Origin of the sequence: Paenarthrobacter sp. Z7-10, from assembly GCF_026932795.1 — a bacterium.
Taxonomy (GTDB): Bacteria; Actinomycetota; Actinomycetes; order Actinomycetales; family Micrococcaceae; genus Arthrobacter_M.
Genome location: NZ_JADPVH010000025.1, coordinates 1 through 26,547, shown reverse-complemented (window position 1 = coordinate 26,547; position 26,547 = coordinate 1). Strand labels below are relative to the sequence as shown.

Sequence of the window (26,547 nt, the reverse complement as noted above, 5' to 3'; positions counted from 1 at the left end):
AGCGGCTGGCCGAGGGCAGTGCTGACATGCTGGCCAAGCCAATCACCGAAGACACATCCCGTTACCCTCGTTTGCTGATCCTTAGGAGCTGACATGGCACCCGCCCAAACTCATGGTGTTGATTTTTCCCGCGGAGCCCGCCCGGTCAAGGCGGCCCGCGGTACCGAGCTGACGGCGAAGAGCTGGCAGACGGAGGCGCCGCTGCGGATGCTGATGAACAATCTGGATCCCGAAGTTGCCGAGCGCCCGGATGACCTGGTGGTTTACGGCGGCACCGGCCGGGCGGTGCGCAGCTGGGACGCATTTGATGCCATTACCCGCACCCTGACCACTATGGAGAAGGACGAAACGCTGCTGGTGCAGTCCGGCAAGCCGGTAGGAGTCTTTCGTACCAACGAGTGGGCTCCGCGGGTGCTGATTGCGAACTCCAACCTGGTCGGGGACTGGGCCAATTGGCCGGAATTCCGCCGGCTGGAGGCCGAGGGGCTGATGATGTACGGCCAGATGACGGCCGGTTCCTGGATTTACATCGGCACTCAGGGCATCCTGCAGGGCACTTATGAAACCTTCGCCGCCATAGCTGATAAGCGCTTCGGCGGAACGCTCGCCGGCACGCTGACGCTCACCGCCGGTTGCGGTGGAATGGGCGGCGCACAGCCGCTGGCCGTTACCCTCAACGGCGGAGCGGCCCTGATCGTAGATGTCGACAAGACGCGGTTGGAGCGCCGCGCGGGCAAGCGGTACCTCGACGACGTCGAAACGGACTTGGATGCGGCTCTGGCCAAGGTGCTCCAAGCCAAGTCCGAACGGCGCCCATTGTCCGTTGGTTACGTCGGCAACGCCGCCGAGGTCTTCCCGGAATTGCTGCGCCGCCACAAGGCCGGCGAATTCACCGTGGACATTGTCACCGATCAGACCAGCGCGCATGATCCGCTGAGTTATCTGCCCACCGAATACAGCGTGGAAGAGTGGGCAGCCGAGGCCAAGGAAGATCCGGACGGGTTTACGAAGAAGGCGCAGAACGCGATGGCCCGCAACGTGCAGGCCATGGTGGAATTCCAGGATGCCGGTGCCGAGGTCTTTGACTACGGCAACTCCATCCGGGACGAGGCCCGTAAGGGTGGCTACGACCGCGCCTTCGCGTTCCCCGGTTTCGTGCCCGCCTACATCCGCCCATTGTTCTGCGAAGGAATGGGCCCGTTCCGCTGGGTTGCCCTCTCCGGGGATCCCGAAGATATCAGGGTCACCGACCAAGCTCTGAAGGAACTTTTTCCCGACAATGCCCATCTGCACCGCTGGCTCAACGCCGCCGCGGAGCATGTGGAATTTGAGGGGTTGCCGGCCCGCATCTGCTGGCTGGGCTATGGGGAGCGGGCCAAGGCCGGTGTCCTGTTCAACCAGCTCGTCGCCGACGGCAAGGTCAAGGCGCCCATAGTGATCGGCCGCGACCACCTGGACTCCGGCTCCGTCGCCTCCCCATACCGCGAGACGGAGTCCATGGCGGACGGGTCCGATGCGATCGCGGACTGGCCGCTCCTCAATGCCCTGCTCAACACTGCCTCGGGCGCCACCTGGGTTTCCATCCACCATGGCGGTGGCGTCGGCATTGGCCGGTCCATCCACGCCGGCCAGGTCTCCGTGGCCGACGGTACCGAACTGGCTGCGCAAAAGCTGGAGCGCCTGCTCACCAATGACCCGGGGATGGGGGTCATCCGGCACGCCGACGCCGGTTACGACCGGGCGCTGGAAGTGGCCGCCGAGCGCGGTGTCCGGATCCCCATGTCAGAAGGCAAATAAGCCCATCAAGTGCTCACTCGATCACAATGAAAGGTACACCGTCGTGACCGCAGAAACCCTCGAAACCCGCGAAGTCCTTCTCTCCGTCGCCGGCACCACCGCCGAAGACGTGATCGCCGTCGCCCGCCGGAACGCCAAGGTGACGCTCACGCCCGAAGCGCTGCAGACGGTGGCCCGCGTCCGGGCGCACATCGACGAGCTGGCCCACTCGGACGTCCCGGCGTACGGCATTTCGACCGGGTTCGGTGCGTTGGCGAACCGGCACATCCCGGCGGATCAGCGCACGCAGCTGCAGAAATCCCTGATCCGCAGCCATGCGGCCGGGATGGGACCGGCGGTGGAGCGCGAGGTGGTGCGGGCGCTGATGTTCCTGCGCGCCAGGACACTCGCCTCCGGCCGCACCGGCGTTCGCCCGGTCGTCGTGCAGACCATGGTGGATGTGCTCAATGCAGGGATCACCCCGGTGGTGCGTGAATTCGGCTCGCTGGGCTGCTCCGGCGACCTCGCTCCGCTCTCGCACTGCGCGCTGGTGCTGATGGGCGAGGGTGAGGCGACCGGCCCGGACGGCACGCTGTTCGGCGGTTCGGGACGCCCGGTTGCGGACCTTTTGGCCGAGCACGGCATTGAGCCGGTGCTGCTGGCCGAAAAGGAAGGCCTGGCGCTGATTAATGGCACCGACGGCATGCTGGGCATGCTGCTGATGGCCATTGCGGATCTGCGGGAGTTGATGACGACGGCGGACATCACCGCGGCGTTGTCGGTGGAAGGCCTGCTCGGAACGGACCAGGTTTTCCGGCCGGAGCTGCACGCCGCACTTCGCCCGCACCCCGGCCAGGCGGCAAGCGCGGACAATATGTTCCGGGTTCTCTCCGATTCCCCGATGGTCGCCTCGCACCGGGTGGGGGACAGCCGGGTCCAGGATGCCTACTCGCTGCGCTGCGCCCCGCAGGTCGCCGGAGCCGCCCGGGATACCGTGGACCATGCCTTCCTGGTGGCCACCCGCGAACTGGCCGCCACCATCGATAACCCGGTGGTGCTCCCGGACGGCCGGGTCAGCTCCAATGGAAACTTCCACGGCGCTCCGGTGGCCTACGTGCTGGACTTCCTGGCCATTGTGGCAGCGGACGTCGCTTCGATCGCGGAGCGACGCACGGACCGGATGCTTGATCCGGCGCGCTCGCATGGACTGCCGGCTTTCCTGGCGGGGGACCCCGGAGTGGATTCCGGCTTGATGATCGCCCAATACACGCAGGCGGGGCTTGTCTCGGACAGCAAGCGGCTGGCCGTGCCGGCGTCCGTGGATTCGATTCCCAGCTCCGCCATGCAGGAGGATCACGTATCTATGGGCTGGCATGCCGCCCGAAAGCTGCGTTCGTCGGTGGAAAACCTTCGCCGTGTACTGGCCATCGAACTGGTGGCGGCGGCGCGGGCCATCGATATGCGCGCCCCGCTGCAGCCCGGCCCGGCTGGAGCCGCCGTCCTGGCGGTGCTGCGCGAAACAGTCGCCGGCGCCGGCGCGGACCGGTTCCTGTCGCCCGAACTTAACGAAGCAGACCGGCTGATCGCCAGCGGTGCCATTCGCGCCGCCGCCGAATCCGCCGTTGGACCGCTGCACTAACCAACCGGCAGCTGGAAGTGGCCGTTCCGCTCGGCCGGCGCGACCGCCGGCAGGGCGCGCCTGAGCGAGGTCCACCTTCCAGCGGAACTCAGCGCAGCAGTGTGTGTACCAGCCGGGCGGCCACCATCGCTGTCCGGGAGTCAACATCGAAGTCCGGATTCAGCTCGGCCAGGTCGGCGTGGAACAGCTTGCCGCTGGCGGCAACCTGGCCGCAGATGGCCACGATGACCGGCAGCGGAACACCGAACGCGGCGGGCGCGCTGACACCGGGGGCCACTGAGGCGGGCATTACGTCCAGGTCAATGGTCAGGTAGACCGCGTCCACCGTGGCCAGGAAGGACTCGACGAACTCCCGGGTCCGATCTTCGGTGCACTCCTCGTCCGGAAGATATTTCACGTCCAGCCGGTCGGCGGTATCGAAAAGCGCGCGGGTGTTGTTCGGTTCGCTGATGCCGACGACGGCGTAGTTGAGCGTGCGGCCGGCGGCGGCTTCGGCATGCGCCATCTGCAGGAACGGCGTCCCCGAGCTCGGAACCGGCGCGTTCCGGAGGTCGAAGTGCGCATCGAGGTTGAGCACACCAAGCCGCGCGCCATCACGGATGCGCTTCGAGGCGGATACTCCGAGGTAACTGGCAAAGGCGGTTTCATGCCCGCCCCCGAACACCACTGGCAGGGCACCGGCATCGAGCAGTGCCGTGATGGCGGCCCCGGCGCGCCGCTGGCCCGCCGCGAGCGCGTCCCCGGCCGGACCGCCGGCTTTCGCGTCCCCGACGACACCGCTGCTTTCCGGTTCCACCCCTGCGTCGTCGCCGCTGTTCGCTTCGGCCCCCGCGTGGCCGCCGTCTGGTTCGCCCCCGGCGTGGCGGCCGTTATCCGGTTCGACGCCCACGACTATATCGCCGGCGTCGTACACCGGGCGCTTGGCGTGGAAGGCCAGCGAGCCGAGGGCTGACCGGATTTCCGCTGGGGCTGAGGCTGCACCTCTGCGTCCGTGATTCCGCCTGACGCCCTCATCGCTGCGGAATCCAAGAATTACGGCAGGGCAGGCAGGTTGCTCGGCGTGAGGCGGCTCCGTGGTCGGCCGCTCCGGCTGCGGAGGCCGGGCGGCACCGGTCTCCGGCGTCCCGGGCCAAGGCTCCACCGCCTGCCACCACCGGCGATGTCCGTCGCCGTCGCCGTCGTTCCTTCCGGTCCATGCGTGCGCGAAAGCATCAACGTCCAAAGCAGGGAAATCCATTCTTCAACTCCACAGCATTGCCGAGGGTTAAACCAGTCGGGGCGGCCAGGAGCTGTCCGGCATGACAGATCCCGTCCGCGGGAGCAGAACGGGCCCCGCTCGGCCGGCGGGACACCGCGCCGGACCCCTCGGAGTATCGCCGCCTAGCTAGGTGGGGTTTCGCAAGGTGTCTCGGATGCGAAGTTTTCGGCGCCGGAAAGCTAGCTGATTCCGAAGATCTGCTCAATGGGGCCAATGCCGAAGAAGAGCAGGAACGCGGCCGCTACCGCCCACATCAGTGGATGTATTTCGCGGGCGCGGCCTTGAAAACTGCGGATCAGGACATAGGCGATGAACCCGGCCCCCAGCCCGTTGGCGATCGAGTAAGTAAACGGCATCAGGGTAAAGGTCAGGAACGCGGGAAGGGCGATGCCCCAGTCGGCCCAATCGATCTTGCCGACCTGGGAAACCATCAGGAAGCCGACGACGACGAGGGCCGGTGCCACCGCTTCGAAGGGGACCAGTTTAATCAGCGGGGTGACGAACATGGCCACCAGGAACAACAGCCCCGTCACCACCGATGCCAAGCCGGTGCGGGCGCCTTCTCCGATGCCGGCGCCGGATTCAACGTAGATCTGGTTGGAGGACACGGAAGCTCCGCCGCCGATGATGGCACCGGCGGCGTCAACGAGCAGCACCCGGTCGACGTTGGGGATGGTGCCGTCCTTTTGCAGCGTGCCAGCCTCGCCGGCGAGCCCCACCATGGTGCCCATGGCGTCAAAGAAGATGCTGAGCAGGATCACAAACGCCAGCAGCACCGCGGCCAGCGCGCCCAGGTGGGCAAACGAGCCGAAGAGATTGAACTTGCCGATCAGGCTCAGGTCGGGAAGGGACCACTTGGAAAGTTCCGGGGCCACCAGCGACCAGCCTGCCGGGTTGGAGACCTTGCCATCAAAGCTTGGTCCGATGTGAAGGGTGAGTTCGAGGATGTTGGCCAGGATGGTGGCAGCGATGATGCCTATCAAAATGGCGCCTTTGACCTTGCGGACCACCAGCGCAATGGTGAGGACCAGGCCGACGACGAAAACCAGTGTGGGCCAGCCCAGCAGTTTGCCGTCGAAGCCAAGCCCCACCGGCACTGTGGTTCCGGAGGCATCCGGGATGCGACGGACGAAGCCGGCATTCACGAGGCCGATCAGGGCAATAAAGAGCCCAATGCCCACCACAATGGCGGTTTTCAGTCCATCGGGAACGGCCTTGAAAACGGCGGTTCGAAAACCGGTCAGCACGAGGATGAACATCGTAATTCCGGAAATCATCACCAAGCCCATCATGTCCGGCCAAGTAAGGCCTGGATGGGTGGCGACCGTAACTGCGACAAAGGCATTGACGCCAAGGCCGGTCGCCAGGGCGAAGGGATGCTTGGCCCAGGCCCCCATCAGTATGGTCAGGATGCCTGCCACAAGTGCCGTTGCGGCGGCAACGCGTTCCAGTCCCAGCACACCACCGGAGGAGTCAGCCCCCGAAAGGATCAGCGGGTTCAGCACAACGATGTAGCTCATCGCGAAGAAGGTGGCGAAGCCTCCCCTGATCTCGCGGGAAAAATTGGATCCCCGGGCGGTGATATGGAAATAACGGTCAAGAACGGAGCCCTGAGACGCCATGGAATGCCCTCCAGCACTAGAGGCGAAGAAAAGATATGACTATTTAGAATAATAGTGCGGTCGGCCGGCGTCCCAGGCCGGCCGGAGCGCGGTCGGCCGATGGCACTTTGGCGTAACGTGAGGTACAGCCCTGTATCCCTCCGGCAGAGGTCTCCATCCACTAAGAGCGGAAGCCGAACATGACAGCAGCGCAACAGACAGTAACCGGAACAGAATGCGTCTCACCGACCGGCTGCGCTTCGCACAGTACCGGGCGCACGTGGCGTGATGTCGATTTTTCCGGTTCCTGGCGTCCGCGCGCTGCGTGCACATCTGGCGGCCTGCCTTCCTCGGAACGCGCGCTGCGCCGGCTGAGCACTGTGGTGCTCACCGCGGCGGTTCTACTGCTCGCATTGTTCGGTGCTGCCCCGGCTGCCTCAGCCCATGATGTGGCGGAATCCACCAGCCCGGCCGACGGATCAACGGTGGCGGATATGCCGGATAAGGTCAGCATCACGCTTAATAACACTCCTGGTGCGCTCGGCTCGGCCATCCAAATCAATGACGCCAATGGCCGCAACTGGGCCGAGGGGCCGGTGCAGGTTGTTGACCACGTGGCGACGCAGCAAGTGATGGCCGGAGCTCCGGCCGGCAAATATACAGTGCTGTGGCGCCTGGTTTCTTCTGACAGCCACCCGGTTGATGGGACGTTCAGCTTTACCACCACGGGTGGTTCCAGCGGTGGTTCAGCGGCCGGAACCCAGACTCCGCTGCAGCCCGGCACGCCCGCAGCTGCGCAGTCGGCGGGCAGTTTCCCTTGGGGTATCGCCGTGATCATTGTTGTGCTGGTGCTCGTTGTGGCGGGCCTGGGTTTCATTGCCAAGCGGCGGCTTGGACGGGAAGACAGCCGGGAGGAAGCGGCGGAGGACGGTACTGATGATGGCCGGGAGGACAGCTGACCACTGGGCGGTTTCAGGGGAGGTTCCGGAAAATGCCCGAGGGGACGCGTGACCGAGGGCGGTTTCAGGCCAACACGGTCAGTTCCGGGATGTCGGCTGCGGAAATCGTGGCGGAAATGGCGTTGCTGACAGCCTTGGCCTGATGCAGTATTTCCCGGGTGGTAGGACTGATCAGATCGCCCACACCCACCAGGTACAGTCCAAGGGCGCGCATGGCGTTCGGAACGTCCCGCCCAATCTTGATGCCCAGCGACGCCAGGATTCTGCGGAGCTGATTCTGGCCGCACCGGGTGAAAACGACATTGTCAGCTAGCAGGAGGCCCTCGGCAGTTCGGATGATCCACTTCTTGGGCAGCGGCAGGGCTCCCGGCAGATGGGGCGCTGCCATCCGCAACTCCAGGGCGTGCGTGGATCGGCGGACATCAACATGATGAGTTTCCGCATAGTGCCACAGCAGCCGCAGAATCTCGCCGCGCTCGCTCAGCGCTCCCGGCTCGGCTAACCCCACGCGGCGCAGCGGCAGGGCTGCGCCCATAAGTTCGAGCCCATCCACCACGATGGACGCTACGCCTTGCCGGCTCAGTTCACTGGCGACGGCTAAACCGGAAAAACCCGATCCAATGACCACTGTGGTGGTGGACTCTGCCAGCTGCGGCGCTAACGGCACACTCGTCATGGATCGATCCTCCTGGATCGGTAGTGGCACGGTTGTTTCCGCCCGACATGGCTCAGCAGAGCAGAGGCAAGCCAACGGCCAAGGGTTCTCGGAGCATCACCGACTGGCGTTCTGACAGACTCCTATCGGTTCAGCGGTTGCTCGAAGAATACATAACTTTTCCCACGCTGGATAGAAGTACCCTCACTCTGTGCATAAACATTCACGGAGTCTGCCGTCACCATAGCCGGAGGCTGCGTCCCGATCCGCGGGGTTGGGACCGTTTTAGCGGAAACAGGGCCGCAGTGGAGCTGTCTCCGGGTGAAACTTGACGGAGCATAATGAACGGGGAATAGTCACCAGTAGGGCCAGTTGTTTCCGGCCCGAACCGCTGCAACGGGGCAGCGGGGCGCACAGAGGAGGCACGCCATGTCCGAATCAAGGGCCAGGATGGGCGCCGGGGATCAACCGGAGCTGCTGCCGGCACCGACTGGAATCGCGGTTGGCGTGGACGGTTCCGATCAGGGAAACTGCGCACTGATCTGGGCGGCCCGCGAGGCCTTGCGGCGTCGTCGCCCGCTTCATCTGATAACGGCCTACAGTGTTCCCATCTTTGCCGCCTCCGGGCTGGACGGCGGATACGCCACGGTGGACGACGACGTCATTCGGGAAGGCGCGGAGGCGGTCCTCCAGCAGGCAGCGGCGAAGGTCGCAGACTTCGACGTCGAACTGGACGCGCGGGTGCTCAATGGCGATGCTGCTGGCGTGCTGCTGGACATGTCCGAAACGGCCGAGCTGCTGGTCTTTGGCTCACGCGGCAAGGGAGGCTTCGTAGGCCGGCTGCTGGGTTCGGTCAGCAGTGCCCTGCCGGCGCACGCCAAATGTCCGACCGTCACCGTACCGTTGAGCTGCGCAGACCGTTTGGGCGAAACCGCCCATGCTCCCGGCCGTCAGGACAGGCCCTCCACTGCCGAGGTGCTCAACCAGATCACGGTTGGCGTGGACGGATCCGATCAGGCGCGACTGGCCGTACTTAAGGCGGCCGAGCAGGCCGTGCTGGCTGGCCGGTCCCTGAAGGTTATCTGTGCGGTTCCGCCCTACAGTGGGTCCATGGCCTGGGTACCCGCTCCGTTGGACCGGGACGCGTTGTTCCATGAAATTCGGGTGCAGCTGCAGGCCGGTCGCGCTTGGCTGTCCAGCCACTTTCCGTCACTGAGCATCGAGGCGCACCTGGTCGAAGGATCGCCGGTGGAGGTGCTCATCGACGCGACGAAGTCATCAGAGCTGCTGGTGTTGGGGACCCGCGGCCGCGGCGGGTTCGCCGGCATGCTGCTGGGTTCGACGACGGACGGGGTGCTGCATCATGCCAAGGGCCCGGTCATGGTGGTCCAGGATAGGCCCGATCCGCGGCTGGCAGACCGGGCGTCCTTCGGCCCGATGTTGGGCGTCTAGGGCGTCCAGCGGAGTAAATGCAGCCTGACGGCGGCGCGGTGCGATTCCGCGGGATCGGGTCAGCGGCTCGGGGATCGGTTCAGCAGGGGTCGGAGCAGCGTGGCGGCGTCGGTTCAGTACCGGGCTGCCATGGGGTAGAGCGACATGCCGGCCATCCAGGACAGATCAGTAACCTGGATGCCCTGCGCCGGGCTCAGCGCCTGCACGACCTTGTTGTTGCCGATGTAAATGGCGATGTGGTTGAAGCGTCCATTCGGCTGCTGATCGAACACCAGCAGGTCGCCGTAACGCATCTGCGACAGCGGCACCCGCACCGGCGCCTGCAGGAATTGGTCAGATCCCTGGCGGGCGACGCTGATGCCCACCGAGGCAAAGGCCTGCTGGACCAAACCGGAGCAGTCGAAGCCCACCGGTCCATTGCCGCCCCAAACGTACGGTCCCCCCACCCTGGAAAGAGCGTATTTCACCATGCCACTAATGCCAGAGCCAGTCGACGGCGGTGTTGGTGCGGGTGCGGGTGCAGGCGCCGGGGCGGGAGCAGGAGCTGGGGCGGGAGCAGGAGCTGGTGCAGGCGCCGGGGCGGGAGCGGGGGCTGGAGCCGGTACTGGGGCAGGTGCCGGAGCCGGTACTGGGGCAGGTGCGGGAGCTGGTGCCGGGGACGGCTTCCGCTGCACCGGTGCAGGGATTGGTTTCGGTTTGGCTGGCGTCGGTGCCGGAATAGGTGACGGCTGAGTTAGCGCGGACATTGCGGTTGCCTCCGCATTGTCGCCGCTGCTGGCTGGATTGCTCGGCGCGTTGCTTCCCGACGCGCTGCCGGTCTCGGCCGGGGACGCAGCAGTTTGCACAGACTGCTCCGCCGACGCCGCAATGATCGAGGCCAGCCGGGCGTCATCCTTTTGTTTCTGCAGTACCGTGACACGCACGCTCTCCAGCGCGACGGTGGTGTGGTGCAGCGTGGCCAGCTGTCCGACCAATACCGTGTGTTGCTTGGCGTTGTTCGCTACCATTGCGTTCTGCGCGTCGTTCGCGTTCTCCGCCCGAACCTTCGATTCCTCGGCGGCCTTGGCGGCGTCGTCGGCCGCTGTTCGTGCGTGATCAGCTTGGGCACGCAGTGCCTGTGCCGTGGCGGCGGCCGATTTGGCGCTTTGGAAGGTCCTCGTCCGGTTTTCGCCAATGGCCATCAGCGTCGAAGCTTGGTACAGCGCATCCGTGGAGGATGCGCCGCTGAGCATCGACTGCACGGTGGGGGTCATTCCGCCGTTCCGGTACAAATCGCCGGCAAGCTGTCCGACCTGGGTTTTGGCCTTAAGGTACACCGCAGCGGCGGCTTGGGCCTTGGATTCCGCCGTTTCCGCGGTGGACCTGCGATCCTGGGCGGCGACCAGTGCACCGGTGTACGCATCGTTGGCACTCATTGACGCTGTGGTCGTGGCCTGCAGATTCTCGTTGGCACCCTCAAGCAATACTTCGATTTTGGCCACCTCGGCTGAGGTGGAAGCCTCGTTTTTCTGCGCTGCGGCGATGTCCTCCGGGCTGGGAAGCGCGGGGCTGGCCGGAAAGATACCGGCAAAAGGGGCGGAGGTCCGCGTGGGCTGGGACGTGGTCGGCACCGATGCCGCGGCAGCCGGAACGAATGCGCCCAATAGCAGGGCGCTGGTGGCTGCGATTGCCATTACGCGGGCGGGGTTTCGGAATTTACCGGCCCAGGCTTGCGCGAGCGCCGGTTGTCCGGGGCTCGAGGGGCATCGCGACGCCAAATTCATTCCATAACCTCACTAGGGTCCGGCGCATGAACGCGCTCATGGGCAGAGGTTCGACCATGAGTGATCGGGTGATCAAGGAAGCTGGTTTGGCGGTCGGCCGGATCCTTCCTGGATACGGGCACCGCGGCATAAGCCTGTCTGCGTTCACAACAGCAGTCCTGAGGCTACTTGGACCAGTGTCACTTTGGCAACACTAATCACATCAATAACATAGATTATTTGTAGGGTGCCCTGCTGGATGTCTCCACGGCGTGTTCCGTAACGCCCGACCTATCGACGCCGCGTGCTACCCGTGGAACGTGAACCGATCGAAGCCTGCGAGAGGCTTACCCCAGCCCACGACGGCGGCTTAACCCCAGCCCAGCTGATGGAGCCGGTCATCATCAATCCCAAAGTGGTGGGCAATTTCGTGCACAACCGTGACGCGGATTTCCCGTGTCACCTCCTCCCTCGAGAGGCACATCTCCAAAATAGGCTGGCGGTAGATGGTGATGCGGTCGGGCAGCGAACCGGCGTCCCACCAACTGCCGCGTTCGGTCAGCGGCGTGCCCTGGTATAGACCGAGTAGAACGGTATCGGAATCTTCGCCGGGCTCCGGCACATAGCGTTCCTCAACCACGATGCCCACGTTGCTGATCGCCTTGACGAGTTCGGCGGGAATGTCCGCAACAGCGTCGTCAACGGCATCCTCGAATTCCGCGCGGCTCATCTCAAATCTGCCGAAAGATGGCAGCGACGAAAGCGGATTGGAAGCCACCAACCCAGATTACTGCCATCCGGGCTGCCGCCCCCTGGAGCGTGCTGCCGACCTCGAACCGGCCTGCGGCCGTTTTGTGTATTCCAGACTCAGGCCATATAGTTTCTTAGGTCCACTTCGGGAACAATGCAGGGAACTGCTGAAGATTCGAATGTGTCCGATGCCCCCATCGTCTAGCGGCCTAGGACACCGCCCTTTCACGGCGGCGGCACGGGTTCGAATCCCGTTGGGGGTACTCAAGAGGAACGAAAGCAGTCCGAAAAGACTGCTAAGCTGTAACTCTTGTTTCACGCATCCAGTGTGCTTTGGCTGGAGTGAAATGCAAGGCCCTGTAGCGCAGTTGGTTAGCGCGCCGCCCTGTCACGGCGGAGGTCGCGGGTTCGAGTCCCGTCAGGGTCGCCGTGGTTTTTTGGAGAAGTCCAAGGAACCAGGTGGCACATGCAGGATAGTTGTCATCATGGCTCTGTAGCTCAGTTGGTAGAGCGTTCGACTGAAAATCGAAAGGTCACCGGATCGACGCCGGTCGGAGCCACCACTGAAAGACCCGTTGTTCCCCTTGGCTGGGGGGCGGCGGGTCTTTTTTCGTCCACGGGCAGAGCCAGCGGAACTCAGCCATGCGCTGGATGCAACGCTCCCGACCATGGCGCATTGCCCGCCGCAGTGTCCCTGCATAGGGTTACGGTAAGAGAACGAGAGAGAAGGTAGGCTTCATGGACGGTCAGACGGGCAGTCATTCCCCGTTCCGGCCGGACCAGCAGCCGCCGTTCCGGCCGGGTCATCGGCGCTCGCCGCACTCGGCCGCCGGGACAGGGCGCACAATCATCACCGACGCCGCGGTGGCCAAGGTGGCGGCAGTGGCAGCCCGGTCCGTTGAAGGTGTCCACGCCTTGGGTGCAGGTTCGGTCCACACCTTGGGTAGCATTCGGGAGGCGGCCGGCGCCGGGGATCTGACTCAGGGTGTCCGGGCGGAGGCTGGAGAGACCGAAGCGGCAGTGGACATCACCCTGGTGGCAGAATTTGGTCGGCCGCTGCAGCTTCTCGCCGACCAAGTCCGGGCGGCTGTTTACGCCGCGGTGGAAAATCTGGTGGGCCTGCGGGTCATCGAGGTCAACGTTGAAATCAGCAACGTTTATATCTCCGGTTATGAGCACGACAAGCCCAGGACCCGGTCCCGTCTCGGCACCGGGCCAAGCGTTTCGGTTCCGCCCGGTCGCGTTCAGGCACAGCACGCCATGACCGGAACACAGCCCCTCGACAGTAAGGAACAGCCATGAATCTGACCGTAGTCGGGATAGGAGCGGGTGCCTTTCTGGCATTCATGGCCTTCGCCTTTGGGTTTTGGGGTTTTTTCGTCGCTGCCGTTTTAATGGCCGTCGGCGCGCTGCTGGGCCGTGCCGCGGAAGGGAAGCTGGATCTCCGCGGCGTCGTTGATGCGATCAGCGGACGGCGTTCGTCATCGTGACGGACCTGGCCCGTCAGGAAGCAGGCATGGACCGGCTGGTGGGGCACAACCGCATCACGTCGCAGGCGCTGACCTCCATCGCGCAGGCGTCGGCGGCGGAGTATTTCGACGTCGGTCCTGCGGATGTGCGGGTCAGCTGGAGCGACGACGGCGGCCTGCTGGCGCTGTCGCTGGCCCTGCCGATCGGCGTTCCGCCGCTGACCGCCGTCGTCCGTGATCCGCAGCGCGTGGCCGCCAGCGGTGGTCCGATCTGGGACCGCGCCGTGGCAGGGCGGGCAGCAATTCTTGCCCGGGTCAGCGAACTCAGCGGTTCCACTTTGGGACGGGTGGACATCCGCATGACCGGAACCAGGCATTCCGTGGCGGGCCGCGTCCAATGACGGGTTCCTCCATGCCAGGAATGCGGCCGGACGGCGGCGGTCCCGAGGCGACTGACAGTTTCGCGAATGCCGAGGCGGTTGTGGACCCCGGGAATGCCGCGTCGGCAGATCCTGGGAATCCCGGGCAGGACTGGATGCAGCGCATGGTCAGGCGCGAGACGCTTTCCTCACGGGCAATCCTTGCGGGTGTGGCGGCCCTTCTCGTGACGCTGCTGGCAATCTATGCGCTGTTGGAGTCGACCCTGCGCGCCATTGGGCAGCCTGCCTGGCTTGTAGACCCGCTTACCGCTGTGCAGCGTGCGTCCAATCTGCCCGATGGCGTATCGCGGCCTCTGCTGGGAGTGATTGGTGTTGTCCTCGCATTGCTGGGCCTGATGTTCTTCGTGACCTCGGTGCTGCCCGGTAAACGAGCCAAGCACGTGCTGTCGGATCCCCGGCTGGCCGTCGTGGTCGACGATGAGGTCATAGCCGCGGCGCTCGCGAGAACGGCTCGGCTGGCCGCCGGGGTAACCCCTGAACAGGTCATGGTGATCGTTTCCCGCCGGGAAGCGGTGGTCAACATCCGTCCCACCTCCGGAGTTGCCGTTCCCGAGGCTGCCGTCCTGGCGGCCGTCGAGCAGGAAATCCGCCAGATGGCGCTGACACCACGGCCTGCTGTGCACGTCAACGTGGGCCGCACCGGGGTGATTGGGGTATGAACGGTACACCGCGGGTGCTCAATCGTGTGCTGCTGGCGCTGGTGGGTCTGTTCTTCCTGGCCGCCGGTCTTTCGCTCGCTGCCCTGGCGGGACTGCCCGCCGTCGATCGCTGGTGGCACGCTTGGGCGGGAACGGCCACCAAGCAACTCCGGAGCCTGACGAGCCGGACCACGCTGCCCGGCCAGACCAGCAGTTGGGTCTGGATTGTCGTTTCGCTGGGATTGATTGTGCTGGTAGTCGCTCTCGTTGCCTTGATGGCAAATCAGGGCAAGGGCCGGGTCGGAGTTCTGGCCCGCGGCTATGGGGATTCCGCCCAAGCTCCCGGCTCGGGCCGGGTGACCATCAGCAGCGCCGTGGCCGAACAGGCACTCAAATCCGCTCTTGCCGATCGGACCGACTTGGTTTCGGCCACGGTTACTGCATACGAGGTCCGTGGCCGGACCGGACTCAAGATTCGCGTCCTCCCCCGCCAAGGCGCGGCTCCGCAGCAGGTTGCGGCCGATGTTTCGGCCTTGGTGAGCGCACTGGATGCCGTCCTTGGACGCCGGCTACCGGTCCTGCTCTGCATCGGCGCCGGCGCGCGAACGCGGTTCACCAGGGCCGAACGGGTCCGGTAGCCGCGGCTCTGCAGCGGCCAGCACGGCCCGGTTCCCTCGCTGCTGGGTTACAGACCTATTACTCTTTGTGTAAGCGCTTGCACAGAGCGCGGCCCACTAACTAGAGTGATGCTCATCACCCGCCGTGTGGTTGGAGCGGAATTTTCGCCGCGCACGGTTCGGCTCGGTTTGGTTGGAAGGAAGAGCGCAGGTATGAGAAAAACAAAAAGACTTACCCCAATAGCAGTCCTCGGGGTGCTGGCGCTGTCACTGGCGGCTTGCGGTGGCGGAGGGTCCGGGGGCTCCTCGGGCGCAGCGGCCGGCGGGGACGCTGGAAACAACCTGGATGGCAGGGGCCCCATCACTTACGTTCAGGGGAAGGACAACAGCAACGTTGTCAGGCCGCTGGTGGATAAGTGGAATGCGGCTCATCCGGACCAGAAGGTCACCTTTAAGGAACAATCGGACCAGGCGGATCAGCAGCACGATGACCTGGTGAAGAATTTCCAGGCAAAGAACGTCAATTATGACGTCGTCGATGTGGACGTCGTCTGGACCGCAGAATTTGCTGCCAAGAGCTGGCTGCAGCCACTCAAAGACAAGATGTCCATCGACACGTCGAAGATGCTGCCGGCCACGGTGAAGACCGCCACATACAACGGCACGCTCTATGCCGCCCCGCAGACGTCCGATGGCGGAATTCTGTACTACCGCAAGGACCTGGTGCCTACGCCTCCCAAGACCTGGGACGAAATGATGAGCATGTGCTCCATCGCGAAGGCCAAGAACATGGGCTGTTATGCGGGCCAGTTCGCCAAATACGAGGGCCTGACGGTAAACGCGGCCGAGGCGATTAATACCGCCGGCGGTACCATTGTGGGCCCGGATGGGAAACCCACCGTCAACACGGACCAGGCCAAAGCCGGCCTGAATAATCTGGTGAAGGCCTATAAGGATGGAAATATTCCCAAGGAGGCCATCACCTTCCAGGAAGAGCAGGGGCGCCAGGCTTTCGAAGCCGGCAAGCTGTTGTTCCTGCGCAACTGGCCCTACGTGTACAACCTGGCCAAGACCGATGGCTCATCCAAGGTCAAGTCAACGTTCGGTATTGCACCCTTGCCGGGGATGACCGCGGACAAGCCAGGTGCCTCCTCGCTGGGCGGCCACAATCTGGCCGTCAGCGTCTACTCCAAGAACAAGGCAACAGCCAAGGACTTCCTGACGTTTATGACCAGCGAGGAAACGGAGAAGTTCTACGCCACGCAGGGTTCGCTTGCGCCGGTGTTGACGGCTTTGTACGACGATGCGGCACTGGTCAAGCAGCTGCCATACCTGCCGGTGCTGAAGACGGCGCTGCAGAATGCTGTACCCCGGCCGGTCACCCCGTTCTACCCGGCGGTGACGAAGGCCATCCAGGATAACGCCTACGCAGCAATGCAGGGTCAAAAGCCCGTTGACCAGGCGCTGTCCGACATGCAAAGTGCCATACAGGCCGCTGGGAGTCAGTAGCAGCCAGTAGTGCAACGGCGGCGGGTGGGTCAGTCCGCCCGCCGCCGTTCGACCCTCGGTCCGCACCGCGGTTCTTGAATCGCCGCCGGTATGGTCCCCACGGGGTTAATCAAGACAGCGGGCAATGAGGCCCACGCGGAAAGGAGGGGCATGTCTACCGAAGCGCAGCCGCGCCAGGCGGTCAAGTCAGGTAACCCGAAAGGCAACAAGGACGCCAACAAAGAGGTCGGGCAGGACCGAAAAGCGACAACCCAGGGTCGGGTGGCGACGCTCCTTGTCGCTCCCAGCCTCCTGCTGCTGGCCATCGTTATTTTGTATCCCGTGATCAACGCGATCATTATGTCCTTTCAGAAGGACTCCGGCTTGGACCCCGCCACAGGCTTGTTTGTGGCAGGCGGTTTCGCCGGAGTATCGAACTATTCGCACTGGATCCTGCAGCAGTGTTCAGTGGCGGGAGCATCGATCAGCTGTCCGCCGGGAACGCTGGGCTCTCAATTCTGGACTGCCTTCGGAACGACTTTCTTCTTCACCGCTGTAACAGTCGTACTTGAAACCATTATCGGGTTTTGGATGGCCATCATCATGGCGAGGGCCTTCCGCGGACGCAGCCTGCTGCGGGCCTCCGTCCTGGTGCCGTGGGCCATTCCAACGGCGGTTACAGCCAAACTGTGGTTCTTCATTTTCGCTTTCCAGGGCATTGCCAACCAACTCTTCGGCACCAGCATCCTGTGGACCGGCAGCGAATGGCCGGCGCGCTGGGCCATCATCATCGCCGATGTGTGGAAAACCACCCCGTTCATGGCCTTACTGATCCTGGCAGGCCTGCAAATCATCCCGGAACAGGTGTACGAGGCGGCCCGGGTGGATGGTGCCTCGGCGTGGCAGCGCTTTACACAAATCACCCTGCCCCTGGTCAAGCCGGCCCTGATGGTGGCCATCCTGTTCCGCACCCTCGACGCTTTGCGCATGTACGACCTTCCAGCCATCATGACCGGAGGCTCGAACAACACCACGACGCTCTCGATCCTGGTGGTGGACCAAATCAGGCAGGGCTTCAACAGCGCCGCGGCACTATCGACCATCACATTCATCGTCATCTTTTTGGTGGCCTTCATCTTCGTGCGGTTCCTGGGCGCTAATGCCGTCGAATCCACAAACCCCGGTGGAAAGGAGAAAGAGAAATGACCGCAGCCACAGCCACCCGCCTGTCAGCGACGGATTCCGCGCCTAAAACAAAGGCTCGAAACCGTCAGCGCTGGGCCTCGTCCCGGACCTATATCAGCGCCGCCATCATCGTGCTCTGGTGCCTGCTGCCCGCGTACTGGATGATGGTCACCGCCTTCCGTGACGTCGGGTATACCTTCGATGCCACACCCTTTTTCACCCATGTCACCATGGACAACTTTGTTACTGCATTTTCCACAGACTTGGGCAACCATTTCGGCCGGGCGCTGCTCAACAGCCTCATCATTGGAATCGTCAGCACGGTGATTGCCCTCGTTGTCGGGGTTTTTGCCGCATATGCCCTAGCCCGGCTGAACTTTCGGGGTAAATTCCTGGTCCTGGGCTTCATCCTCGGTGCGTCCATGTTCCCCGGTGTCGCCCTGGTGACCCCTCTGTTCCAGCTCTTTACCGACCTCTCCTGGATCGGCACCTACCAGGCGCTGATCATTCCCGATATCTCCTTCGTCCTGCCGCTGACGGTGTACACCTTAACGTCGTTCTTCCGTGAGATGCCCTGGGAGCTGGAGGAGGCAGCCCGCATTGACGGCTGTACTCAGGGGCAGGCCTTCCGCAAGGTCATCATGCCACTGGCCGCTCCCGCGGTCTTCACCACGGCCATCCTGGCGTTCATCTCGGCGTGGAATGAATACCTGATTGCCAGTCAGCTCTCTAACGACGCCACGCAGACAGTCACTGTGGCTATCGCCTCGTTCGCGGGCGCCCAGCCGCATCAGGAGCCCTACACCACGGTCATGGCAGCCGGAACCATTGTCACCATTCCACTGGTGATCATGGTGCTGGTCTTCCAGCGCAAGATCGTGGCAGGCCTGACGGCGGGAGCGGTCAAGTAATGAAACACCGGGTTCCGGACTCCGCCGCCCGTAATGCGGGCCGGCAGAGGTCGGGAGAAGACTTCGATCTTCTCATCGGGTTCCTCGGCTTCTGGTGCCTGCTGCTTTTGGGTATCACTGTCTGGATGGAGGTCACGGGTGCGCCCGCGTTGGGCTGGGCCTTGGGGTTGCTGGCCTTGGTGCTGGCGCTCTGGGGCATGGTGCGGCTGCGCCGGAAACTGCCTGCCCGCGCCGCCCGCCGGCGGACCTGACATCCGCCGCTGCCTCCGCTGAATACCCGCCGGGGGTCCCCGCGAAAGCACCAGTACCGGGGAATTGCAGTAGGAAGGGAGGAATACCGATGCCCGTGAGTATTGGGGATGTGGCCGCCGAGGCAAATGTTTCCACGGCCACCGTATCCCGGGCTATTCGGGGCCTGCCACGCGTCAACCCGGCAACCCGGGCACGCATTCTCGCAGTTGCAGATGCCCTTGGTTACGTTGCCTCTCCGTCCGCCAGCACGCTGGCGACGGGGAGGACACGGACTATAGGAGTCGTGACGCCCTTCGTGGACAGGTGGTATTTTGCCAGGTCCATCGAGGGCGTGGACAAGGCGCTTCGGGCCAGCACCTACAATTTGCTGTTGTTCAGCCTCGGCGGCTTCGCCAAGGACCGGGACCGGCTGTTCAACCGCAACATGGTGCGCAAGCAGATTGACGCCCTGGTGGTGCTCTGCCTCTCGCTGACGGCGGAGGAGCTGGACCATCTGCACCGCATCGAAATCCCGCTGATCGCCATGGGCGGTCCGGTAGCGGGCTGCGCCAGCGTCCGGATCGATGATGCCCTGGCAGCCTCCGTGGCCACCGAGCACCTCATTGCGCTGGGTCACCGTGACATTGCCCATCTGCATGGCGGCCGCCAGGACGACCAAAACTTCACTGTCCCCCGGCTGCGGACCGAGGGGTTCGAAGCGGCGCTTGCACGCGCCGGGCTGCGGCCACGCCCTGAGTGGGATCTGACGGGGGATTACACGGTGGCCAACGGTGTCAGGGCGGCTCAGCGACTCTTTGATGCCCCCGGCCCGCTTCCTACGGCAGTTTTCTGCGCCTCGGATGAGATGGCCCTGGGACTGATCTTCGAGGCAAACCGCCGTGGCATCCGGATACCCCAGGACCTGTCGGTGATCGGCATCGACGATCACGAATTCTCCCAGCCGGCCGGTCTAACGACTATCCGGCAGGACCCGCTAAAACACGGCATGGTGGCGGCACGGATGCTGATGGATGAACTCGACGGCCTGCCCGGAGCCATCCGGGACACGGTGGCAGCGCAGCATCTGGTGCTCCGGAGCTCGACGGCGCCGCCGCGAAATCCCGCCAGCAGCGATTCCTTCGGCCGCCAGACATTGCAGCTCTGACTCAGGATGCGCGCGCCAGTTGCCGGATGGGAATCCATCGTGAGGCTAAACGCCGATAGGCCGCTGCGGCGCCTGTCAGGTCACCTTCGGCAAGGCATTCCAGGCCGAGCCGGACGTCCATGGGTGATTCATCCGGATATACACGGTCCGCCAGCGGCCCGTAGTCCAGTTCCAGCACCGAATCGGGCGGAAAATCCTGCGCCCAGTTGTGCACCCCGTCCAGCTCGTCGTACATGTCCATATCCGGTGCAGTGGCTTCCAGCATCCGCAAAGTGGCGCTGGACCGCTCCAGCGCGGTCGCCAGCGGTACTTGGATCCGTACGGTCAGAACGCGGCCGGCGGACTCCACCACTTCGGTCCGGTCCGTCTCGGCAACGAGGATGAACCAGCTGAACGGGATGCCCCAGGTGGAGATTCTGGTGAAGATGTGGCTGCGGTAGCCGGGGGTGGCTTCGGTGCGCTGTTCGTGCGGGGCCTAGAAGCGCTCCGGCACCAGCATGGATGCCAGCTCGCTGGTGCTTCCGTGGTGGATGTCGGAGACGGCCGTCCAAGCCCGAATCACCGTCTGGTTGGGGGAATACAACACCGGCCCGTCGTTGATCAGCTGCAGGGTCCGAACCCGGTCCGCGGTCCCGGTGGGCAGCGGATCGCCGTTGGGCCGGGTAACGCGGCCCAACGAATCCACCAGCTCCTGCGCGTCGACTGCGGTTCGGCTCTGGTCCTCGAGCAGATGCTCTTCGATGTAGCGCTGTTCCAATGCAGTGAAGTGCTTCAGGGCGCAGAAGACCCGCAGGCTGGAAACAAAGGGGAGGGAGGTGCCGCCCAGATAAAGACCGTTGTGCACGTCCTAGCCCAGTTCCACCAGGACCGGGGCGTGATCCGAGGCGCCCTTGCCTTTTCGTTCCTCACGGTCAATCAGGGCATCCGTCACCCGGCTCGCCAGCGCCGGTGATGCCAGCACAAAGTCAATGCGCATGCCTTCTTTGCGGGGGAAACGCAGCTGAGTGTAGTCCCAATAGGTGTAGACCCCCGGTCCTGGCCGCAGCGGCCGCACCACGTCGGAGAACCCGGCGTCCTCGAAGGCCTGGAAGGCTGCGCGTTCCGGCGCGCTGACATGCGTCATGCTTTCGCGGACGAAATAGTCGATGTCCCAGACGTCCTCATCGCGTGGAGCGATGTTCCAGTCGCCCAGCAGCGCGATCTGTGCCTCCGGGTCCGCGGCGAGCCACCCGCTGGCCTGGCTGCGGAGCGCAGCCAGCCAGGAGAGTTTGTACGGCATGTGCGGGTCAAGGAGGGTCCGCCCATTGGGAACGTACAGGCTCCAGATCCGGACTCCACCACACGTTGCGGCCAGGGCGCGGGCCTCCTGCTGCGGCTCCGTGCCGGCCTTGCCGAACGCAGGCTGACCCGCAAAGCCGCGTTCGACGTCGTCGAGCCCCACCCGGGACGCGATGGCCACGCCGTTCCACTGATTGAAGCCGTGGTGCGCCACCTCGTAGCCGTTCTTTTCGAAGAGCTCCCAGGGAAAGTTTTCGTCCTTGCATTTGGTTTCCTGGATGGCCAGCACATCCACATTCGAGCGCTGCAGCCAGTTTTCCAGCCGATCGGCGCGGGCGCGGAGGGAGTTGACATTCCAGGTGGCAATCTTCATGGACTCCAACTTACCTACTTCCGCCGCCGACGGCTCCCTTGGCAGGAGAACGGCGAAATCGGCAGCCGGTTCACTTCCACCAGTTATCGAGCACACTGACTGGGACGGTGCGCTTGTGCCGGGTGGCCAGATAGCGCCGTTCGATTGAATCCGCGGCGGCGGATCCGATCTCCTTGCCCTCCAGATAGTCATCGATCTGCTCGTAGGTCAGCCCCAGCTCGTCTTCGTCGGTGCGGCCTGGCCGATCGTCGAGCAGGTCCGCCGTCGGAATCTTGTTGTAGAGCCTCTCCGGGGCACCCAACTGACGCAGCAGAGCCCGGTTTTGCCTCTTGTTCAACGTGAACAGCGGCAGCACATCCGCTCCGCCGTCGCCGTATTTGGTGAAAAACCCGGTGACCGACTCCGCGCCGTGATCCGTGCCGATCACCAACAGGTTATGTTGACCGGCAAGGGCATACTGGGCAATCATCCGCGCCCGCGCCTTGATGTTTCCTTTGCTGAAGTCGGAGAGGGGTTCGCCCGTGGCTGCGGCGTACGCGTCCTGGAATCCATCCACAGCCTGGGCGACGTCATAGACCCAGGAGGTTTTTGGTTGGATGAAGGCCAACGCGGCCTGCGCGTCCTCCTCATCCTGCTGGATCCGGTAGGGCAGCCGGACGGCGATGAAATCCGCGTCCTTGCCCTCGGCCTGGAGTTCCTGCACCGCCAACTGCGCCAAGCGTCCCGCCAACGAGGAATCCAGGCCGCCGCTGATGCCCAGCACGAAGCCGTTGGTGCCGGTCGCCCGGGCGTAATCTTTGAGAAAATCAACGCGCGTGCGGATCTCCGCGGCGGGGTCGATGACGGGCCTGACGCCCAATTCGGCAATGATCCGGGACTGGAGTTCGCGCATGACTGTAAGCCTACTGTGCAGGCGCCGGTGGAGGCAGCGCGAGGGGCAGTCCAATACGCCCGGCCTATTAGACTTGGGGCATGATTGAAGCGCCCGACCTTACTGCTGCCCGAGCCCGGCTCCTGGAACTGATCAAAGAGCTGGCCGTCGTCCGTGGGAAGGTTATCCTCTCCAGCGGCGCCGAGGCGGACTACTACATCGACCTGCGCCGCATCACGCTGCACCACGAAGCGTCCAAACTGGTGGGAGTGGTGATGCTGGCGCTGCTCGATGAGGCGGGAATCCAGGGTGTGCAGTCCGTTGGTGGTTTGACGATGGGCGCCGATCCAGTGGGGACGGCCGTTATGCATGCTGCAGCGGACGCGGACCGCAAGATTGACGCCTTTGTGGTGCGCAAGGCGCAGAAGTCCTATGGCATGGGCCGCCAAGTGGAAGGCCCCGAGGTGCGGGGCCGGCGGGTTGTCGCCCTGGAGGACACCTCGACGACGGGTGGCTCCGCCCTGGCTGCGGTGGAAGCGTTGGCCAGAGCCGGCGCAGAGGTGGTCGCCGTCGCCGTCATCGTGGACCGTGACACCGGCGCCAAGGAACGGATTGAAGCTGAAGCCAAGGTTCCGTACCTCTTTGCCTTCAGTAAGAACGACCTGGGCTTGGATCAGTAACACAGGCTGCGCCGCGGTTCCCCGCCGGGCGGCTCCGCTGGTCGGAACAGGCTGCGCCGCGGTTCCCCGCCGGGCGGCTCCGCTGGTCGGGACATCTGGCGGAAGATGCTCCCTGCGGTTGGTTCAGATGTGCGGAATCAGGTCCGCCACCGAATCCAGCACCTCATCGGGCCGGAAAGGGTACGCCTCGATATCCGCCCGGTGGGTGATGCCGGTCAGCACGAGCACGGTGTGCAGCCCCGCTTCCATTCCGGCGATGATGTCCGTATCCATCCGATCCCCGATCATGGCCGTCGTTTCCGAATGTGCCTCGATTTGATTCATCGCGGACCGGAACATCATCGGATTGGGTTTACCCACGACGTACGGTTCGCGGTTGGTGGCCTTGGTGATCAGCGCGGCGATGGCTCCCGTTGCCGGCAGCGGTCCTTCCCTGGAAGGGCCGGTGGCGTCCGGGTTGGTGGCGATGAAGCGTGCGCCCGCACCGATCAGGCGGATGGCCTTTGTAATGGCCTCGAACGAATAGGTCCGGGTTTCCCCCAGGACCACATAGTCCGGCTCCTGATCGGTCAGGATAAAACCCGCCTCGTGCAAAGCGGTGGTCAGGCCGGCTTCGCCGATGACAAAAGCGCGGCCATGCGGGAGCTGGCCCTTGAGGAACTGGGCGGTGGCCAAGGCGGAGGTCCACAGATTCTCCTCCGGCACGTCCAGGCCGGAGGCCTTCAACCGGGCGCACAGGTCACGCGGAGTGTAGATGGAGTTGTTCGTCAGCACGAGGAACCGCCTGGACGTATCCACCCATCGCTGGATCAGCTCGGCGGCTCCGGGAACGGCCTGGTTTTCATGGATCAGCACACCGTCCATATCGGTCAGCCAGCATTCAATGTCTTTGGCTCTGCGCGGTTCATTCAAGGCCACAGGGTTCCTCCGGTCGGGAAAGCGGAACGTTCCAGCTCCAGTCTTTCAGATTCCGCGGCTAGGGTGGGGTAAATGAGCCGTGAGCCCGATTCCACCTCCTTCCCTTCCGCGAACAGTTCGGGCGGGCGTTCCGGGCCGCCCGAGCCAGGCTCCGAGATGACACCCGAGTCCGCCGTCGGCGTGGGACCCTGGCAGGGAAATCTGCCCGCCGGCGGCCAATGGGACCCGGAACTGCTGGCCAACGGTGATCGACGGAATGTGGTGGACGGGTACCGGTACTGGAACCACGAGGCAATCGTCGCGGACCTGGATTCGAAGCGCCACAACTTCCATGTGGCCATTGAAAACTGGCAGCACGACCTTAACATTGGCTCCGTGGTGCGGTGTGCGAATGCCTTTATGGCCAAGGAAGTGCACATCATCGGTCGACGGCGGTGGAACCGTCGCGGAGCGATGGTGACGGACCGGTATCAGCATGTCCGCCATCACCCCACGGTCGAAGAGTTTGTCAACTGGGCCTCGGCCGAAGGGCTGGCTGTCATTGGCATCGACAATTTTCCCGATTCCGTTCCGCTGGAGACCTATGACCTGCCGCGGGATTGCGTCCTGGTTTTCGGTCAGGAAGGTCCCGGCCTGACCGATCAGGTCCATCGCAGTGCACAGGCCACTCTGTCCATCGCGCAGTTCGGCTCCACCCGGTCCATCAACGCCTCAGCTGCTGCGGCGATCGCCATGCATGCCTGGCTGCGCCGGCATGTTTTTGGCCAGCGGGTTTAGCGGCTCCTTGGAATGGCTGGATCTTCGCCTGCCCTGCGGCAATGGCTAGGATGTAGATAACCGCCACCGTACGACTGCCATCAATTCCATTCCCCAAGGAGCCAGTATGCCTATCGCAACCCCGGACAAGTATGCCGACATGATCGACCGTGCCAAGGCCGGCGGCTTCGCCTACCCTGCGGTGAACGTCACCTCCTCGCAGACCCTGAACGCCGCACTGCAGGGGTTCGCGGATGCGGGCAGCGATGGCATCATCCAGGTGTCCACGGGTGGTGCCGCTTACTGGTCCGGCGCTGGGGTGAAGGACATGGTGGCCGGTTCGCTGGGGTTCGCGGCTTTTGCCCGGGAAGTGGCCCGTAATTATCCGATCAATGTGGCTCTGCATACGGACCATTGCCCGAAGGACAAGCTGGAGAGTTTCGTCCTTCCGCTGCTGGCCGAGTCCGAGGCCGCCGTCAAGGCCGGCAAGGATCCGATCTTCAATTCCCACATGTGGGACGGCTCGGCCGAGACGCTGGATGAAAACCTGCGCATTGGAGCCCAGCTGTTGGCCCGCACATCGGCGGCTCACATCATCCTTGAGGTCGAGATCGGTGCCGTCGGCGGCGAGGAAGACGGGGTGGAGAACGCAATCAATGACAAGCTGTACACCACTGTCGCCGATGGTCTGGCCACCGTCGAGGCGCTGGGCGCCGGCGAGAATGGCCGCTACATTACCGCCTTGACCTTCGGTAATGTCCATGGCGTGTACAAGCCAGGTGGCGTCAAGCTTCGCCCGGAGATCCTCAAGGACATCCAGGAGCAGGTCGGGGCCCGGCTGGGCAAGGAGAGTCCCTTCGACCTTGTCTTCCACGGCGGCTCCGGCTCCAGCCAGCAGGAAATTAGGGATGCCGTCTCCTACGGGGTCATCAAGATGAACATCGATACGGACACTCAGTACGCTTACACGCGTCCGGTGGCGGATCATATGCTCAGGAACTACGACGGCGTTCTCAAGGTGGACGGCGAGGTCGGCAACAAGAAGACCTATGATCCGCGGGTCTGGGGCGCCGCGGCCGAAAAGGGGCTGGCAGCGCGCGTGGTGGTGGCCGCCCAGGAGCTCGGCTCCGCTGGAAAGGCCCTGTAGATGGCGCCCGGGATGTCCGCGGAGTTCCGCCGGAATCTGCTCGGGCCGGAGCCGACCCTGCTGCCCCCAGAGCCGGAGATCACAGACCGGCTCGCGGCAGGGGACGAGGCCGCTGACTTGGCTGCCCGGCACCCAACATCTTCACTCCTGTGGGCCATTCTGGCCGACGAAGCTTTCGCTGAGGGGCGCACCATCGAGTCGTACGCTTACGCGCGGACCGGGTACCACCGCGGACTGGATAACCTGCGCCGCAATGGCTGGCGCGGTACCGGTCCGGTTCCTTTCGAACATGAGGGCAACCGCGGCTTCCTGCGCGCCCTGTACGCGCTGGGCCGTGCGGCGGGCGCTATTGGCGAGCAGGATGAGGCGCAGCGGATCAGGACCTTGCTCAGTGATTCGGATCCGGCGGCAGCGGAGGCAATCGAAGCCTCCTGAAGGCCCGTTGAGTGGTTGATGCCGATCGCTGCCGGTGAGCAGCCGACGCCGGGCCGGCAACTGAAATCCACCGCCGGGCACAAACCAGGGCCACCCGGAATCCGGGTGGCCCT

Annotated in this window: 28 protein-coding genes and 3 tRNA genes; 21 read left to right on the top strand and 10 right to left on the bottom strand. The window is 64.1% G+C overall.

Going from position 1 to position 26,547, the window contains the following annotated elements; all coding sequences use genetic code 11:
* Positions 1-93: 93 nt before the first annotated feature.
* Together hutU and hutH are read left to right on the top strand one after the other, a co-directional pair.
* On the top strand, positions 94-1,797 hold the full coding sequence (gene hutU, locus IV498_RS09345; protein ID WP_269046288.1) for a urocanate hydratase: 1,704 nt from the start codon (positions 94-96) through the stop codon (positions 1,795-1,797).
* Between the two features lie 43 nt (positions 1,798-1,840).
* Positions 1,841-3,415, top strand: coding sequence for a histidine ammonia-lyase (gene hutH, locus IV498_RS09340; RefSeq protein ID WP_269046287.1), 1,575 nt, complete (start codon positions 1,841-1,843; stop codon positions 3,413-3,415).
* An 88-nt stretch (positions 3,416-3,503) separates the two neighbouring features.
* On the opposite strand, the gene IV498_RS09335 is transcribed toward hutH, so the two are convergent.
* Together IV498_RS09335 and IV498_RS09330 are read right to left on the bottom strand one after the other, a co-directional pair.
* Positions 3,504-4,652, bottom strand: a complete 1,149-nt coding sequence (locus IV498_RS09335) for an arginase family protein (protein WP_269046286.1) — start codon at positions 4,650-4,652, stop codon at positions 3,504-3,506.
* Between the two features lie 200 nt (positions 4,653-4,852).
* Positions 4,853-6,295: an NCS2 family permease gene (locus tag IV498_RS09330; protein ID WP_269046285.1), complete on the bottom strand. Its 1,443-nt coding sequence runs from the start codon at positions 6,293-6,295 to the stop codon at positions 4,853-4,855.
* A gap of 179 nt (positions 6,296-6,474) precedes the next feature.
* On the opposite strand from IV498_RS09330, the gene IV498_RS09325 reads away from it, so the two are divergent.
* A complete protein-coding gene (locus IV498_RS09325; protein ID WP_269046284.1) occupies positions 6,475-7,233 on the top strand; it encodes a copper resistance CopC family protein in 759 nt (252 codons plus the stop codon).
* Positions 7,234-7,297: 64 nt separating this feature from the next.
* On the opposite strand, the gene IV498_RS09320 is transcribed toward IV498_RS09325, so the two are convergent.
* Positions 7,298-7,909 (bottom strand): FAD-binding protein, encoded by a 612-nt coding sequence (locus IV498_RS09320; RefSeq protein ID WP_269046283.1) that lies wholly within the window; start codon positions 7,907-7,909, stop codon positions 7,298-7,300.
* 408 nt (positions 7,910-8,317) lie between these two features.
* Here IV498_RS09320 and IV498_RS09315 point away from each other — a divergent pair, with 408 nt between their 5' ends.
* The gene (locus IV498_RS09315) at positions 8,318-9,340 is read left to right on the top strand and encodes a universal stress protein (RefSeq protein WP_442951331.1); all 1,023 of its coding nucleotides are present in this window, start codon (positions 8,318-8,320) and stop codon (positions 9,338-9,340) included.
* Positions 9,341-9,453: 113 nt separating this feature from the next.
* Here IV498_RS09315 and IV498_RS09310 read toward each other — a convergent pair whose 3' ends face one another.
* On the bottom strand, positions 9,454-11,013 hold the full coding sequence (locus tag IV498_RS09310) for a C40 family peptidase (RefSeq protein WP_269046282.1): 1,560 nt from the start codon (positions 11,011-11,013) through the stop codon (positions 9,454-9,456).
* Positions 11,014-11,452: 439 nt separating this feature from the next.
* Positions 11,453-11,812: a metallopeptidase family protein gene (locus tag IV498_RS09305; RefSeq protein ID WP_269046281.1), complete on the bottom strand. Its 360-nt coding sequence runs from the start codon at positions 11,810-11,812 to the stop codon at positions 11,453-11,455.
* Positions 11,813-12,022: 210 nt separating this feature from the next.
* On the opposite strand from IV498_RS09305, the gene IV498_RS09300 reads away from it, so the two are divergent.
* The 13 genes from IV498_RS09300 to IV498_RS09240 all read left to right on the top strand — a co-directional run bounded on the left by IV498_RS09300 (position 12,023) and on the right by IV498_RS09240 (position 19,976).
* Positions 12,023-12,095: transfer RNA gene (locus tag IV498_RS09300), tRNA-Glu, on the top strand.
* A 90-nt stretch (positions 12,096-12,185) separates the two neighbouring features.
* Positions 12,186-12,259 (top strand) — tRNA-Asp (locus IV498_RS09295).
* Between the two features lie 60 nt (positions 12,260-12,319).
* Positions 12,320-12,395: transfer RNA gene (locus tag IV498_RS09290), tRNA-Phe, on the top strand.
* Positions 12,396-12,570: 175 nt separating this feature from the next.
* A complete protein-coding gene (locus IV498_RS09285) occupies positions 12,571-13,134 on the top strand; it encodes an Asp23/Gls24 family envelope stress response protein (protein WP_269046280.1) in 564 nt (187 codons plus the stop codon).
* Complete coding sequence (locus IV498_RS09280; protein WP_269046279.1) at positions 13,131-13,322, top strand: hypothetical protein; 192 nt, start codon at positions 13,131-13,133, stop codon at positions 13,320-13,322. The genes IV498_RS09285 and IV498_RS09280 overlap by 4 nt, the downstream gene beginning before the upstream one ends.
* A gap of 26 nt (positions 13,323-13,348) precedes the next feature.
* The gene (locus IV498_RS09275) at positions 13,349-13,702 is read left to right on the top strand and encodes a hypothetical protein (protein WP_269046318.1); all 354 of its coding nucleotides are present in this window, start codon (positions 13,349-13,351) and stop codon (positions 13,700-13,702) included.
* An 11-nt stretch (positions 13,703-13,713) separates the two neighbouring features.
* Positions 13,714-14,400: a DUF6286 domain-containing protein gene (locus tag IV498_RS09270; RefSeq protein WP_269046278.1), complete on the top strand. Its 687-nt coding sequence runs from the start codon at positions 13,714-13,716 to the stop codon at positions 14,398-14,400.
* Positions 14,397-15,017 (top strand): hypothetical protein, encoded by a 621-nt coding sequence (locus IV498_RS09265; RefSeq protein ID WP_269046277.1) that lies wholly within the window; start codon positions 14,397-14,399, stop codon positions 15,015-15,017. The genes IV498_RS09270 and IV498_RS09265 overlap by 4 nt, the downstream gene beginning before the upstream one ends.
* A gap of 192 nt (positions 15,018-15,209) precedes the next feature.
* The gene (locus IV498_RS09260; RefSeq protein ID WP_269046276.1) at positions 15,210-16,505 is read left to right on the top strand and encodes an ABC transporter substrate-binding protein; all 1,296 of its coding nucleotides are present in this window, start codon (positions 15,210-15,212) and stop codon (positions 16,503-16,505) included.
* A 150-nt stretch (positions 16,506-16,655) separates the two neighbouring features.
* Complete coding sequence (locus IV498_RS09255) at positions 16,656-17,690, top strand: carbohydrate ABC transporter permease (RefSeq protein WP_269046275.1); 1,035 nt, start codon at positions 16,656-16,658, stop codon at positions 17,688-17,690.
* Entirely contained in the window at positions 17,687-18,580 is an 894-nt protein-coding gene (locus IV498_RS09250; protein ID WP_269046274.1) for a carbohydrate ABC transporter permease, read from the top strand. The genes IV498_RS09255 and IV498_RS09250 overlap by 4 nt, the downstream gene beginning before the upstream one ends.
* Positions 18,580-18,831: a hypothetical protein gene (locus tag IV498_RS09245; RefSeq protein ID WP_269046273.1), complete on the top strand. Its 252-nt coding sequence runs from the start codon at positions 18,580-18,582 to the stop codon at positions 18,829-18,831. Before IV498_RS09250 ends, IV498_RS09245 begins: the two co-directional genes overlap by 1 nt.
* Before the next feature lie 89 nt (positions 18,832-18,920).
* Positions 18,921-19,976, top strand: a complete 1,056-nt coding sequence (locus IV498_RS09240; protein WP_269046272.1) for a LacI family DNA-binding transcriptional regulator — start codon at positions 18,921-18,923, stop codon at positions 19,974-19,976.
* A 1-nt stretch (position 19,977) separates the two neighbouring features.
* Here IV498_RS09240 and IV498_RS18870 read toward each other — a convergent pair whose 3' ends face one another.
* From IV498_RS18870 to nadE, 4 genes are all read right to left on the bottom strand, one after another.
* Positions 19,978-20,328 carry a hypothetical protein gene (locus tag IV498_RS18870; RefSeq protein ID WP_330059366.1) on the bottom strand — a complete coding sequence of 117 codons (351 nt, stop codon included), beginning with the start codon at positions 20,326-20,328 and terminating at the stop codon, positions 19,978-19,980.
* A 123-nt stretch (positions 20,329-20,451) separates the two neighbouring features.
* Positions 20,452-20,820 (bottom strand): hypothetical protein, encoded by a 369-nt coding sequence (locus IV498_RS18865; RefSeq protein WP_330059364.1) that lies wholly within the window; start codon positions 20,818-20,820, stop codon positions 20,452-20,454.
* Positions 20,821-20,823: 3 nt separating this feature from the next.
* Positions 20,824-21,627 (bottom strand): exodeoxyribonuclease III, encoded by an 804-nt coding sequence (locus tag IV498_RS09230; protein WP_269046271.1) that lies wholly within the window; start codon positions 21,625-21,627, stop codon positions 20,824-20,826.
* A 70-nt stretch (positions 21,628-21,697) separates the two neighbouring features.
* Positions 21,698-22,519 (bottom strand): ammonia-dependent NAD(+) synthetase, encoded by an 822-nt coding sequence (gene nadE / locus IV498_RS09225; RefSeq protein ID WP_269046270.1) that lies wholly within the window; start codon positions 22,517-22,519, stop codon positions 21,698-21,700.
* 80 nt (positions 22,520-22,599) lie between these two features.
* On the opposite strand from nadE, the gene pyrE reads away from it, so the two are divergent.
* Positions 22,600-23,178 carry an orotate phosphoribosyltransferase gene (gene pyrE, locus IV498_RS09220; RefSeq protein ID WP_269046269.1) on the top strand — a complete coding sequence of 193 codons (579 nt, stop codon included), beginning with the start codon at positions 22,600-22,602 and terminating at the stop codon, positions 23,176-23,178.
* Positions 23,179-23,301: 123 nt separating this feature from the next.
* Here pyrE and IV498_RS09215 read toward each other — a convergent pair whose 3' ends face one another.
* Positions 23,302-24,042 (bottom strand): HAD-IIA family hydrolase, encoded by a 741-nt coding sequence (locus tag IV498_RS09215; RefSeq protein ID WP_269046317.1) that lies wholly within the window; start codon positions 24,040-24,042, stop codon positions 23,302-23,304.
* 210 nt (positions 24,043-24,252) lie between these two features.
* On the opposite strand from IV498_RS09215, the gene IV498_RS09210 reads away from it, so the two are divergent.
* From IV498_RS09210 to IV498_RS09200, 3 genes are all read left to right on the top strand, one after another.
* Positions 24,253-24,873, top strand: a complete 621-nt coding sequence (locus IV498_RS09210; RefSeq protein WP_269046316.1) for a TrmH family RNA methyltransferase — start codon at positions 24,253-24,255, stop codon at positions 24,871-24,873.
* Positions 24,874-24,979: 106 nt separating this feature from the next.
* Complete coding sequence (gene fbaA, locus IV498_RS09205) at positions 24,980-25,999, top strand: class II fructose-bisphosphate aldolase (protein ID WP_269046268.1); 1,020 nt, start codon at positions 24,980-24,982, stop codon at positions 25,997-25,999.
* 12 nt (positions 26,000-26,011) lie between these two features.
* Entirely contained in the window at positions 26,012-26,434 is a 423-nt protein-coding gene (locus IV498_RS09200; protein WP_269046267.1) for a DUF3151 domain-containing protein, read from the top strand.
* Positions 26,435-26,547: the final 113 nt, after the last annotated feature.